10 protein-coding genes are annotated in these 12,562 nt (G+C 59.9%); 7 read left to right on the forward strand and 3 right to left on the reverse strand.

Annotated elements, in window-relative coordinates; all coding sequences use genetic code 11:
• Window position 1 precedes the first annotated feature (1 nt).
• The 3 genes from L9059_RS21260 to L9059_RS21270 all read left to right on the forward strand — a co-directional run bounded on the left by L9059_RS21260 (window position 2) and on the right by L9059_RS21270 (window position 2,020).
• Window positions 2-409, forward strand: a complete 408-nt coding sequence (locus tag L9059_RS21260; RefSeq protein ID WP_247292873.1) for an InvB/SpaK family type III secretion system chaperone — start codon at window positions 2-4, stop codon at window positions 407-409.
• 156 nt (window positions 410-565) lie between these two features.
• Complete coding sequence (locus L9059_RS21265; protein WP_247292874.1) at window positions 566-925, forward strand: winged helix-turn-helix domain-containing protein; 360 nt, start codon at window positions 566-568, stop codon at window positions 923-925.
• Between the two features lie 75 nt (window positions 926-1,000).
• A complete protein-coding gene (locus L9059_RS21270) occupies window positions 1,001-2,020 on the forward strand; it encodes a quinone-dependent dihydroorotate dehydrogenase (RefSeq protein ID WP_247292875.1) in 1,020 nt (339 codons plus the stop codon).
• A 189-nt stretch (window positions 2,021-2,209) separates the two neighbouring features.
• Here the strand turns inward: L9059_RS21270 and rmf are convergent, their stop codons facing one another.
• Complete coding sequence (rmf, locus tag L9059_RS21275; RefSeq protein ID WP_003223300.1) at window positions 2,210-2,425, reverse strand: ribosome modulation factor; 216 nt, start codon at window positions 2,423-2,425, stop codon at window positions 2,210-2,212.
• Between the two features lie 530 nt (window positions 2,426-2,955).
• On the opposite strand from rmf, the gene rlmKL reads away from it, so the two are divergent.
• Together rlmKL and L9059_RS21285 are read left to right on the forward strand one after the other, a co-directional pair.
• A complete protein-coding gene (gene rlmKL / locus L9059_RS21280; RefSeq protein ID WP_247292876.1) occupies window positions 2,956-5,226 on the forward strand; it encodes a bifunctional 23S rRNA (guanine(2069)-N(7))-methyltransferase RlmK/23S rRNA (guanine(2445)-N(2))-methyltransferase RlmL in 2,271 nt (756 codons plus the stop codon).
• 224 nt (window positions 5,227-5,450) lie between these two features.
• A complete protein-coding gene (locus tag L9059_RS21285; protein WP_247292877.1) occupies window positions 5,451-7,841 on the forward strand; it encodes a sensor domain-containing diguanylate cyclase in 2,391 nt (796 codons plus the stop codon).
• A gap of 111 nt (window positions 7,842-7,952) precedes the next feature.
• On the opposite strand, the gene dacB is transcribed toward L9059_RS21285, so the two are convergent.
• Window positions 7,953-9,413, reverse strand: a complete 1,461-nt coding sequence (dacB, locus tag L9059_RS21290) for a D-alanyl-D-alanine carboxypeptidase/D-alanyl-D-alanine endopeptidase (RefSeq protein ID WP_247292878.1) — start codon at window positions 9,411-9,413, stop codon at window positions 7,953-7,955.
• Between the two features lie 234 nt (window positions 9,414-9,647).
• Here dacB and L9059_RS21295 point away from each other — a divergent pair, with 234 nt between their 5' ends.
• Window positions 9,648-9,992, forward strand: coding sequence for a YggL family protein (locus L9059_RS21295; RefSeq protein WP_007896965.1), 345 nt, complete (start codon window positions 9,648-9,650; stop codon window positions 9,990-9,992).
• A gap of 160 nt (window positions 9,993-10,152) precedes the next feature.
• Here L9059_RS21295 and L9059_RS21300 read toward each other — a convergent pair whose 3' ends face one another.
• Entirely contained in the window at window positions 10,153-11,346 is a 1,194-nt protein-coding gene (locus L9059_RS21300) for a benzoate/H(+) symporter BenE family transporter (protein WP_247292879.1), read from the reverse strand.
• A 282-nt stretch (window positions 11,347-11,628) separates the two neighbouring features.
• Here L9059_RS21300 and L9059_RS21305 point away from each other — a divergent pair, with 282 nt between their 5' ends.
• Entirely contained in the window at window positions 11,629-12,393 is a 765-nt protein-coding gene (locus L9059_RS21305; protein WP_045060296.1) for a GntR family transcriptional regulator, read from the forward strand.
• Window positions 12,394-12,562: the final 169 nt, after the last annotated feature.

Below are 12,562 nucleotides of genomic sequence, written 5' to 3' on the forward strand. Positions count from 1 at the left end.
AATGAGACACGCGGAGATTGCCCGACTGCTGAACGAAGCGCTGTTGTACAGCACCTGCGCGGGCAGGCCGCCGATGCACTTCGACAACCACAGCACCCTCGACTTGCAGATGGCCGATCTGCCCAGTATCAATGTGGCGGACGTGGAGGGGGACGTGGTGTTCTGGTCGAGGGTCATGGAAGCCAGGCCTGAGCTGCTGCGACATTCCGCGGTCGACCTGCTGCAAATACTGCTGCAGGGCTGCCCCTGGTCCCGCAGTGGGCAGCTGCATCTGCGCGAAGTGCAGGGTCAGCTTGAACTGCGACTGCTGACCAATGAGCAGGCTCTGGCCAATGCCCGAGATTTCTCCCAAGCCCTGGACCACTTCATGGCGGTACTGGAGGAGTTGTGCACCATCCTTCGGCCGTGAGGCGGGTGTTAATGGCGGTAAAAAATCCTACACGCTGGATCGACATTTTCCCTGATTGATAAGCCTCCAGTCCTACGGAAGGCTCCCGCCAGATTCTCTATAGTCGCGCCACTCATCGTTGAGCCTGGAAGCGTACAGCCATAGGGAATTGCGAAAATGAACAGCGCCAGTGATCAATCCCCGTCCGAGTCATTCATTTTTGACCAGTGGCGGCTGCAGAGTGACGGAACCCTGATGCATGCAGGCAAGGTCGTACACGTTCCGCCGAAAGAATTATGCGTGTTGCGCCTGCTACTCGGTTCGGCCGGTTGGGTGGTCAGCAAGGACCACCTGCTGGGTGCAGTCTGGCCCGAGACCGATGCCGCCGAGGAGTCTTTGACCCGCTGCATATGCGTGTTACGCAAGCTATTGAAGGAGAACAGGGGCTTCATCGCGACTGTTTATGGCCAGGGGTATCGATTTGACTGTCCGGTGGTTGGGCCTGCCATGCGAACCGAGCAACTGAACTCGTTTTAACCGGTCTCTCGCACGCTAGCCTCCACCCCGGCTATAATCGCCGCCACTTTTCGCCGCCCAGAGTCAAAGCCGCCCATGTACACCCTGGCCCGTCAGCTGTTGTTCAAACTTTCCCCGGAAACCTCCCACGATCTGTCCCTGGACCTGATCGGCGCGGGCGGACGCCTGGGGCTCAACGGCATGCTGTGCAAGGCCCCGGCAAAAAAACCGGTGACCGTCATGGGCATCGATTTTCCTAATCCCGTGGGCCTGGCAGCGGGCCTGGACAAGAACGGCGCGGCCATCGACGGTTTTGCCCAGCTGGGTTTCGGTTTTGTCGAAATCGGCACCATTACCCCGCGTCCGCAACCGGGCAATCCGAAACCACGGATTTTCCGGCTGCCGGAAGCCGAGGCAATTATCAATCGCATGGGCTTCAACAACCTTGGCGTTGATCACCTGCTGGCCCGGGTGGCTGCGGCGAAGTACAAGGGCGTCCTGGGTATCAATATCGGCAAGAATTTCGATACGCCCGTCGAGCGCGCTGTGGACGACTACCTGATCTGCCTGGACAAGGTGTATGCCCACGCCAGCTATGTAACGGTAAACGTCAGTTCGCCGAACACGCCAGGGCTGCGCAGCCTGCAATTTGGTGATTCGCTCAAGCAATTGCTCGCTGACCTGGCCACCCGCCGCGCGGAACTGGCGTTGCGTCACGGCAAACATGTGCCACTGGCGATCAAGATTGCGCCTGACATGACCGACGAAGAAACCGCCCAGGTCGCCCAGGCCCTGATCGAGACCGGAATGGACGCCGTCATCGCCACCAACACCACCTTGAGTCGCGTTGGCGTCGAAGGCATGGAACATGGTGACGAGGCGGGCGGTTTGTCTGGCGCCCCGGTTCGCGAGAAGAGCACGCATACGGTCAAGGTGCTGGCGGCGGAGCTTGCGGGACGTTTGCCGATCATCGCCGTGGGCGGGATCACCGAAGGCAAGCACGCCGCCGAGAAAATCGCCGCAGGGGCGAGCCTGGTGCAGATCTACTCCGGCTTCATCTATAAGGGCCCGGCGCTGATCCGTGAGTCCGTGGACGCCATCGCCGCCCTGAGATAGACATCTATGGACCGGTGAGCGCCGACAAGGATTGTTCAGCCAATGCAAGCGTCGTTTTGGCGCGAAAGCAGACATAAAAAAGGGCTCCTAGAAGGAGCCCTTGGGCCGGAGCCCGCCGCCCGGATGGGGCGTGCGTGGTTAATCAAGCAGTATTCAGATTGTCGTGTCTGAGTGTTAGCCCCTGTAAAATTAGCCGACGGCGTGAAGTTCGTTGAGTCTGTGGATTCCCGCAGTGCCGGTCATACCGTCCCAGTTGTCGCCGCGTCCTTCTCGCCAGCCGTTGATCCAGGCTTGGCGTACCGACGGTAGAGTAAATGGGCAAAGCTCACGGGATTTACCACCAACGCCATATTGATATCCGCGCAAAAATGCTCTTTCCAACGGATCACGCTTAAGTCTTCTCATAGGGTGTTGCCCTCACTTGTTGACTGTATTTTTCGCGTTGACCTCAATTGAGGTCTGGCAGAAATATCCTGCCGTTGGGGGGCTCGCTGCCGGCGTCGCGAGCCAAGTTGTTGACGTCGTTGCGGCGTCAACCTGAGGTGAGTTCTAACCAATGCGTCACATCGAGGGAATGATCGTTTTGTCATAAGGACGTAACTATTGAGGTGGTATGGCCATAAGTAACACGATATTTGCCAGCGTTTATTGGTCAAAGCCCGGTATGATCGGCACCCCGCAGGATGATGATGTTAATCCCTTAGTGAGAATGCCTCGCGTTGAGCGAGGGAATTATTCGACGAAGGGTCAAGTTATGACATTTTGTTGCATCAACTTTTTTACCTGTCTTTGCATCTAAGCTCCTTTACACCGAGCAGCAAGGGTGGGTCGGCACACCTTCGTGCCACGCGGGCGTTCTTTTAGAAAAACGCCTGATTGAAAACCGGACCGGCAATGCGTTGCCCGTTCACTCAGCTAAAGGTTCTGGAATTCCCATGTCCGATCGTTTCGAACTCTTCCTCACTTGCCCAAAAGGCCTTGAAGGCCTGCTCATCGAGGAAGCCATCGGGCTTGGCCTTGAGGAAGCGCGTGAGCACACCTCTGCCGTGCGCGGCATGGCAACCATGGAAACCGCCTACCGCCTGTGCCTGTGGTCGCGACTGGCGAACCGGGTGCTGCTGGTGCTCAAGCGTTTCCCGATGAAGGACGCCGAAGACCTCTACCACGGTGTGCTCGATATTGAATGGCAGGACCATATGCTCAGCGACGGCACCCTGGCCGTCGAGTTCAGCGGTCACGGCTCGGGCATCGACAACACTCACTTCGGCGCCTTGAAGGTCAAGGATGCCATCGTTGACAAGTTGCGCACCCCACAAGGCGACCGTCCGTCGATCGATAAACTTAACCCGGACCTGCGTATTCATCTGCGCCTGGACCGTGGTGAAGCAATCCTTTCGCTCGATCTGTCCGGCCACAGCCTTCACCAGCGCGGTTATCGCCTGCAGCAGGGGGCCGCTCCGTTGAAGGAAAACCTCGCGGCGGCGATCCTGATCCGTTCCGGCTGGCCACGGATTGCTGCTGACGGCGGCGCCCTGGCTGACCCGATGTGTGGTGTGGGCACTTTCCTGGTCGAAGCGGCGATGATCGCCGCCGACATGGCACCCAACCTGCGTCGCGAGCAATGGGGCTTCACCGCCTGGCTCGGCCACGTTCCGGCGCTGTGGAAAAAACTTCACGAAGAAGCGACAGAGCGTTGCGCCGCCGGGCTGGCCAAGCCACCGCTGTGGATTCGCGGTTACGAAGCGGACCCGCGCCTGATACAGCCGGGCCGCAACAACGTTGAGCGGGCTGGCCTGAGCGAGTGGATCAAGATCTATCAGGGCGAAGTCGGCACCTTTGAGCCGCGTCCGGACCAGAACCAGAAAGGCCTGGTCATCTGTAACCCGCCGTACGGTGAGCGCCTGGGCGATGAGGCGAGCCTGCTCTATCTCTACCAGAATCTCGGCGAGCGCCTGCGTCAGGCCTGCCTGAACTGGGAAGCCGCAGTGTTCACCGGCGCGCCGGACCTGGGTAAGCGCATGGGCATTCGCAGCCACAAGCAATACTCGTTCTGGAACGGCGCCTTGCCGTGCAAACTGCTGCTGATCAAGGTCACCCCCGACCAGTTCGTCACTGGCGAACGGCGTACCCCGGAACAACGCCAGGTCGAGCGCGAGCAGGCCGAGGTTCAGGTCGAAGGCAACGACGTGGTGCCGGGCAAGTACGAGAAGTACAACAAGAACGGCAACCCGATCAAACCAGCTCCAGTGGTGATCGAACAACCGCGCTTGAGCGAGGGCGGGCAGATGTTCGCCAATCGCCTGCAGAAGAACCTCAAGGCCTTGGGCAAGTGGGTCAAGCGCGAGGGCATCGACTGCTACCGCGTCTACGATGCTGATATGCCGGAATACTCCATGGCCATCGACCTGTATCAGGATTGGGTCCACGTCCAGGAATACGCCGCGCCAAAATCCATCGACCCGGAAAAAGCCTCGGCGCGCATGTTCGATGCCCTGGCCGCGATTCCCCAAGCGTTGAACGTCGACAAGAGCCGCGTAGTGGTCAAGCGTCGCGAGCGTCAGAGCGGCACCAAGCAATACGAGCGCCAGGCGGCGCAGGGCAAGTTCGTCGAGGTCAACGAAGGTGGTGTCAAGCTGCTGGTGAACCTCACCGACTACCTCGACACCGGCCTGTTTCTCGATCACCGGCCGATGCGCATGCGCATTCAGCAAGAGGCGGCAGGCAAGCGCTTCCTCAACCTGTACTGCTACACCGCGACGGCCAGTGTGCATGCAGCCAAGGGTGGCGCGCGCAGCACCACCAGCGTCGACCTGTCGAAAACCTACCTGGACTGGGCTCGCCGCAACCTGTCGCTCAATGGCTTCTCCGACAAGAACCGCCTGGAGCAGGGTGACGTGATGGTTTGGCTGGACGCCTGCCGTGATGAGTACGACCTGATCTTCATTGACCCGCCGACCTTCTCCAACTCCAAGCGCATGGAAGGGATCTTCGACGTGCAACGTGACCAGGTGCAATTGATCGACCTGGCCATGGCGCGACTCGCACCGGGTGGTGTGTTGTACTTCTCCAACAACTTCCGCAAGTTCGAACTCGAGCCTAACCTGAGCGAGCGCTACGCAGTCGAGGAGATCACCGCCAAGACCATCGACCCGGATTTTGCCCGTAATGGCAAGATCCATCGCGCCTGGAAAATCATGGCGCGCTGATGGCGGTGATGGCTGTTACTGATTAGGCCTGTAGGAGCGAGCTTGCTCGCGAAAAACCCGAGAACGCCACGTGTAACCCGACAACCCACGTAATCGTTCACGACCATCGCGAGCAAGCTCGCTCCTACAAGGTTTTACCCGCTAGCCAAATTAGTGGCTAATGGCTATAACTCAACCTAGGGCCAGTGGGTTTTCCCGGCACTTGGCGTTTTGAGTCTGCCTATATGTCGCTGCACGTTGTGCGCCCAAAGATCCTGGGGTTTATCAGTGAACACGTTTCGGCCTGGCTGGTCGCGCTGCTCGTATTGCTCGTCGGCGGGACTCTCACCGGACTGCTCGCCTGGTCGACACAGAACCTGTTCCAGCATCAATTACGGCAACGTTTCCAACTGCTGGCCAGTGAACGCTACAGTCGTATCCAAGAACGTTTCGAAGACCAGGAGCAGCGTCTCGACGGGCTCCGCCGGTTCTATTCCAATTCCGGCGAGGTCTCCCGCGAGGAGTTCGACGGTTATGCCAAACCTCTTTTGCATCGCACCCAGGCCTACTCATGGGCCCCGCGGATATCCCGTGCTGGACGGGCGGCGCTGGAGCAAGCGGCGCACGAAGAAGGCCTTAGCGAATTCAGCGTGCTCGAGCTGGATGCCTCAGGGCGTCTGCAAATAGCCGCTGAGCGCGACGAGTATGCCCCGGTGCTGTACACCCAGACCCAAAGTCGGCTACCCACGCCGCTGGGTTTCGACTTGCTCGGCCAACCTCAGCGCCGTGCGACGCTGGAGAGGGCTGATGCCCTCGGCGGCATGGCGGTGTCGGAACCCCTTTACCTGGTGGGTATCGAGCCCACCTATGCCCGCGCAATCCTGCTGGTCGCGCCAGTCGGCCATTCTCTACAACCGGGGGCGGTGCCCGAAGGCTACGTCATGGCAGTCATCAGCATGCGCCAACTGTTGGCGGATGGATTGCCGGAGGAGAGCCATGATTTTCTCTCGGTACGCCTTCTGGACCTGTCCACCGCTGACCAGCATGAAGTGCTGTACGAATCGAGCAACACACCGGCCGTCAGCGAGCTATCCTCGACCCAACTGATTCGCCTTGCCGACCACTCGTATCAGGTCGAGATGCGGCCCAGCGTCGGGTTTATCAAGGCCAACCCTTCTTCCCTCAGCAGCCTGGTAGCGCTTGGCGGCATGCTCAGCCTGCTGCTCAGCGCCTTGCTCTACGTGTTGGTCAGCCAGCGGCACCGGGCGCTTAAGATGGTTGAGCAACGGACTCAAGAGTTGCGCGCCCGCGAGCAGGAGTTGCGCGGTACACATGGCCAGTTGCGCGGCGTCCTGGATGCCGCGACGCAGGTGGCGATCATTGCCACGGACCTGCGCGGGGTCATCACCACCTTCAATGCCGGCGCCGAGCACATGCTCGGCTATACCAGCGCCGAGGTGGTGGGCTGCATGACCTTGGAAAACCTGCACCTGCCCCGGGAGCTCCTGGCCCGCTCGACAGAACTGAGTGCGCGGTATGGCAAGTCGATTCCAACCTGCCAGGCGATGTTGGTCGAGGGCGGCGAGAAGGGCGGCCACGAAGCGCGGGAATGGACGCTGGTGCGCAGCGACGGCAGTTACCTGGCGGGCAATATGCTGGCCACGCCAGTGCTCGACGAGCAGGGGCTGTGGGTCGGTCACTTGGCGATCTGCATCGACATCACCGAGCGCAAGCGGGTCCACGAGGCGCTGGCGGCACGTGATCTGTTGCTGAAGAAACTCAGCGCCCATGTGCCGGGAGGCATCTACCAGTTCAAGATGGAATTCGACGGACGTTTCAGCGTGATCTACGCCAGTGACGGGATCCGCGAGATCTATGAGCTCGAGCCCGACGTTCTGTTGCTCAACGCCGAGGCGATCTTCACCCGCATTCACCCACAGGACACCACGCGAGTGCGCGCCTCGATCCGGGCTTCGGCGGACACCCTCAGCCCGTGGCGCGAGGAATACCGGGTGCAGTTGCCCATTCGCGGGCTGCGGTGGGTGCGTGGCGAGGCAACCCCCGAGGAGCTGCCAGGTGGTGGGGTGCTGTGGCACGGTTACATCTCCGACATCTCCGACCTCAAGCGCGTGGAAGAGGAGTTACGAGCGCTGTCGGTGACGGACTCGCTGACGGGGATTCACAACCGCCGCTACTTCCAGGAGCGCCTGATCACTGAAATGGCCCGGGTCGAGCGAGGTGGTGGCGAGTTGTCGGTGATCATGCTCGATGTCGATCACTTCAAACGCATCAATGACCAGCATGGTCACGCGGTGGGCGACCGGGTGCTGCAGGCGGTGTGCGAACGCATCGGCCATCGGTTGCGGCGCACTGATGTGTTCTGCCGTCTAGGCGGCGAAGAGTTCATGGTGCTTTGCCCGGATATCAACAGCGAACACGCGCACGTGCTGGCGCTGCAGCTGTGGCAGGCGTTGCGCAGTTCGCCGATCGATGGAGTGGGGACCGTCACCGCAAGTTTCGGGATTGCCAGCTGGCGCGCCGGTGAGGGCGCGGATGCGCTGCTGTTGCGGGCGGATTCAGGGGTGTATGCGGCGAAGCAGGCGGGACGGGATCGGGTTGAGGCGGAGATGAGTTAAGGGGGGCGGGAGAAAAGATCGCAGAGCTCCTACACAGCTCCTACAGGTGTGCACAAAACCCTGTAGGAGCTGTCGAGTGAATCGAGGCTGCGATCTCTTGATCTTTATCGACTACAGAACCGAAGCAGTTTCAGGCAGTTTCGGTTGGCGATACAGGTCCAGCAGCACCTGATCCAGCACCGACGATGCACCGAAAGGCGCCTTGTCGTTGAGGATCGCCACCACCGCCCAGGTATTGCCATTAACGTCGCGGCTGAAGCCGGAAATCGCCCGCACGGTGTTCAGCGTGCCGGTCTTGACGTGAGCTTCACCGCGCATTGCAGTGGTCTTCAGGCGTTTACGCATGGTGCCATCGGTGCCGGCAATCGGCATCGAACTGATGAACTCGGCGGCGTACGGGCTGCGCCATGCGGCCTGCAGCATTGCCGCCATTTCACGGGCACTCACGCGCTCGGCTCGGGACAGGCCGGAGCCGTTCTCCATGATCAGGTGCGGTGCGGTAATGCCTTTTTTCGCCAGCCATTGGCGAATCACGCGCTGGGCCGCCTTGGCGTCATCGCCGTCGGCATCGGTGCGATAGCGTTGGCCGAGGCTCAGGAACAGCTGCTGGGCCATGGTGTTGTTACTGTACTTGTTGATGTCGCGGATGATTTCCGCCAGGTCCGGCGAGTAGGCACGGGCTAGCAACTTGGCGCCGCTTGGCGTCGGGGCCAGCAGGTCCTTGCCCTGGATGCTACCGCCCAGTTCCTTCCAGATCGCCCGTACGGCACCCGCAGTGTAGGTCGCGTGGTCAAGCAACGACAGGTAGGTCTGCGAGCTGCAGCCTTCGCCAAGCTGGCCGCCAACGGTCACGGTCACGCTACCATCGGCCTGGGTCACCGGGTTGTAACGTACGCCACCGGTACATTGTTTGGAATTGATCGCCTTGACCTGGTTTTCGATGCGAATCGATGCAATCGGCGGCTCGACCGACACCAGCACCCGGCCATTATCGTTACGCGCGACAAAGCGCAGCGCCTTGAGGTTGACCAGCAGCGAATCCGGTTTGACCAGGAACGGCTTGTTCTTGTCATTGCCGTCATCGTTGAACGCGGGCAACTGCGGTTGGGTGAAGAAGTTGCGGTCCAGTACCAGGTTGCCGGTGATCTGCGTCACACCATTGGCGCGCAGGTCACGCATCAGCAGCCAGAGTTTCTCCATGTTGAGCTTCGGGTCGCCGCCGCCCTTGAGGTAAAGGTTACCGTTGAGGGTCCCGCCGCTCAGGGTGCCATCAGTGTAAAACTCGGTTTTCCACTGGTGATTCGGGCCGAGCATTTCCAGCGCCGCATAGGTGGTGACGAGTTTCATGGTCGAGGCAGGGTTGACCGAGACATCGGCGTTGTAGATGGTCGGCGTGCCCGGGCCATTGAGCGGGATCAGCACCAGGGACAGGGCGCTGTCGGGCAACTTACTGGCCTTGAGGGCTTTTTCGACGTTGGGGGTGAGGCCGGTGATGATGGGAGCGGCGTTAACAGGAAAGGCCAATGGAAGTAGCAAGCCGGCCAGCAACAATGGACGCAAAGATTTGATCATTTGAAATAGAACCCTGCATTCGAGGGGTGAAAAGACGAGGGCGTGAAGATAAATTCCCTCAGAGGTCACGAAAGTGTCGGCATTATGCCCCATGCTGTATCAGCTTGTGCCGTGAGCCAGGCACCTAATCCGCTATTTTTTTACCAGCGGTAGGTCGAGCTTCCCATAGAGGCAGGCAATCGGTGACTTAAACTGCTAAAGTGCCGCCCGTTATTACTTATGAGGATTGTTCCAATGGCGACTAACCGTTCCCAGCGTCTGCGCAAAAAATTGTGCGTCGATGAATTTCAAGAGCTGGGTTTCGAGCTGAACCTGGATTTCAAAGAAGATTTGGCTGATGAAGCCATTGATGCTTTCCTCGACGCGTTCCTGAAAGAAGCCATGGAAGCCAACGGCCTGGGCTATGTTGGCGGCGACGACTTCGGTCTGGTATGCCTGCAGAAGCGTGGCTCGGTGTCCGAAGAGCAACGTGCAGCTGTCGAAGCCTGGCTCAAAGGCCGCAGCGAACTGACCGAAGCAACGGTCAGCCCGCTGATCGACGTCTGGTACCCGGAAAAGCCAATCAATCCGGTAGCTTGATGTTGTAAAAGAACGGCGACCCAAGGGTCGCCGTTTTTTTTGCCGGAAATCCGCCCCCGGCTCCCTGTAGGAGCGAGCTTGCTCGCGATGGACCTGAGGACGCCAAGGGGTGTCAGGTTTCCCGCTTAATCGTTAACGTCCATCGCGAGCGAGCTCGCTCCTACAGGGCCTTGCGCCAGTTCAGGATCACCAGCGTCAACACCCCCGCCACAATCCCCCAAAACGCCGAGCCAATGGAAAACAGCGTCAACCCCGACGCCGTGACCATGAAGGTGATCAGCGCCGCTTCTCGCTCCTTGACCTCGGTCATGGCAACGCTCAAGCCATTGATGATCGAGCCGAACAACGCCAGCGCCGCAATCGACAACACCAATTCCTTTGGCAGTGCCGCAAACAACGCCGCCAGCGTGGCGCCAAACACCCCGGCGATGCCGTAGAAAATCCCGCACCACACCGCCGCCGTGTAACGCTTGTTGCGATCTTCATGGGCATGGGGCCCGGTGCAGATGGCCGCGCTGATCGCCGCCAGGTTGATGCCATGGGAGCCGAAGGGCGCCAGCAGCAACGACGCGATGCCGGTGGTGGTGATCAGTGGCGAAGCCGGCACGTTGTAACCGTCGGCCCGCAACACGGCGATACCTGGCATGTTCTGCGAAGTCATCGCCACCACGAACAGCGGAATACCGATGCTGATGGTCGCCGCCAGCGAGAAGTGCGGGGTGGTCCAGACCGGCGTGGCAATTTCCAGATGAAAGGCGCTGAAATCCAGCAGTCCCATGAATCCCGACAGGGCGGTGCCAATCAGCAGCGCGGCCAATACTGCATAGCGCGGTGACAGGCGCTTGATCACCAGGTAAGTGAAGAACATACCGAGCACCAGCGCGGTGCGATGCTGCGCGGCGACAAAGATTTCGCTGCCGATCTTGAACAGAATGCCCGCCAGTAATGCGGCGGCCAAGGAGGCCGGGATTTTTTTTACCAGGCGTTCGAAGCTGCCGGTCAGGCCACAGATAGTCACCAGGAGCGCGCAGGTGATGTAGGCACCAATCGCTTCGCCGTAGGTGACGCCGCCCAGGCTGGTAATCAGCAATGCCGCGCCGGGGGTCGACCAGGCGATGGTGATGGGCGTGCGATAGCGCAGGGACAAGCCGATGGAGCACACCGCCATGCCGATCGAGATCGCCCAGATCCACGACGAAATCTGCCCGCTGCTCAGGCCGGCGGCTTGCCCGGCCTGGAACATCAGCACCAGTGAACTGGTGTAGCCGGTCATCATGGCGATGAAGCCGGCGACGATGGCCGAAGGCGAGGTATCGGCCAGTGGACGAAGCTGAGTGTGCGTGGCGTCGTTCATGACGGGCTGTTCCTTATTGGCAACGAAATTATCTGAAGCGACGCGACCCCCTGCGGCAGCTCCTACGGGAATCGCATTCAGGCTGCGGATTCTGCGATCAAGCCTAAACTCAAAAGTAACCATTCGTTGCAATACAGCGGAGCCAACAATCAGCCATACAGTCGTGTTGCCACCATCCATTGTGTACAATCGCGGTGTTTTTTACGCGATACTTGCCAGCGACCTACTGTGCCGTATTACAGTCACGGTCTATTCGCCGCAGTTCTCCCGACTCGAGTGCCCATGAACGAACAGTTGCAGCCCCTTAAGAAACAACCGCGAGCAGGCAAAGCCGGTCGCAGCGGAACCCAGGACGATATTGTCTATGCGCATATCTTCGAGGCCATCCTCGAACAGCGCCTGGCGCCCGGCACCAAGTTGAGCGAAGAAGCGCTGGGGGAAATTTTCGGGGTCAGCCGTACCATCATTCGTCGCGCGCTGTCGCGCCTGGCCCATGAAGGGGTGGTGCTGCTGCGTCCGAATCGCGGTGCCGTGGTCGCCAGTCCAAGTGTCGAGGAAGCTCGCCAGGTGTTCCTGGCGCGGCGTCTGGTCGAGCGTGCGATCACCGAGTTGGCGGTGCAGCACGCCACAGCCGAGCAAATCGCCGAGTTGCGCCAGATGGTCAACGATGAGCGTGACAGCTTCTCCCGCGGCGATCGCGGTGCCGGCATCCGCCTGTCGGGCGAGTTCCACCTGAAGCTGGCCGAAGCCGCGAAGAATGCCCCGCTGATCAGCTTCCAGCGCAGCCTGGTGTCGCAAACTTCGCTGATCATTGCCCAGTACGAAAGCGGCAATCGCTCCCACTGTTCGTATGATGAACACACCCAACTGATCGACGCCATCGAGGCGCGCAATGGTGAACTGGCGGTGGATTTGATGATGCATCACATGGATCACATCGACAGCAAGCTCAATCTCGACGAGGAAAGTGCGTCGGACGATCTGCATGCGGTGTTCTCGCATTTGTTGCAGACCAAGAAGCCGGGGCGGCCTGCGGCGAAAATCTGATGTTTCGTGGTGCGCCTATCGCCAGCAGACTGGCTCCCACAGGGTTTGAGGTCGCACGCAAATCTTGTGACCCCCACAAATACCTGTGGGAGCCAGCCTGCTGGCGATAGCGGCAGGACAGGCAATAAAAATCCCCCGGGCTGAAAAGCGACGGGGGATTTTTTATGCC

The sequence above is a fragment of the Pseudomonas violetae genome (genome assembly GCF_023072615.1).
Classification (GTDB): Bacteria; Pseudomonadota; Gammaproteobacteria; order Pseudomonadales; family Pseudomonadaceae; genus Aquipseudomonas; species Aquipseudomonas violetae.

Excerpts from the sequence above, each read along its gene's own strand:
- L9059_RS21260 (WP_247292873.1), top strand. The coding sequence starts at position 2 with ATGAGACACGCGGAGATTGCCCGACTGCTGAACGAAGCGCTGTTGTAC.
- L9059_RS21265 (WP_247292874.1), top strand. The coding sequence starts at position 566 with ATGAACAGCGCCAGTGATCAATCCCCGTCCGAGTCATTCATTTTTGAC.
- L9059_RS21270 (WP_247292875.1), top strand. The coding sequence starts at position 1,001 with ATGTACACCCTGGCCCGTCAGCTGTTGTTCAAACTTTCCCCGGAAACC.
- rmf (WP_003223300.1), bottom strand. The coding sequence starts at position 2,425 with ATGAGAAGACTTAAGCGTGATCCGTTGGAAAGAGCATTTTTGCGCGGA.
- rlmKL (WP_247292876.1), top strand. The coding sequence starts at position 2,956 with ATGTCCGATCGTTTCGAACTCTTCCTCACTTGCCCAAAAGGCCTTGAA.
- L9059_RS21285 (WP_247292877.1), top strand. The coding sequence starts at position 5,451 with ATGTCGCTGCACGTTGTGCGCCCAAAGATCCTGGGGTTTATCAGTGAA.
- dacB (WP_247292878.1), bottom strand. The coding sequence starts at position 9,413 with ATGATCAAATCTTTGCGTCCATTGTTGCTGGCCGGCTTGCTACTTCCA.
- L9059_RS21295 (WP_007896965.1), top strand. The coding sequence starts at position 9,648 with ATGGCGACTAACCGTTCCCAGCGTCTGCGCAAAAAATTGTGCGTCGAT.
- L9059_RS21300 (WP_247292879.1), bottom strand. The coding sequence starts at position 11,346 with ATGAACGACGCCACGCACACTCAGCTTCGTCCACTGGCCGATACCTCG.
- L9059_RS21305 (WP_045060296.1), top strand. The coding sequence starts at position 11,629 with ATGAACGAACAGTTGCAGCCCCTTAAGAAACAACCGCGAGCAGGCAAA.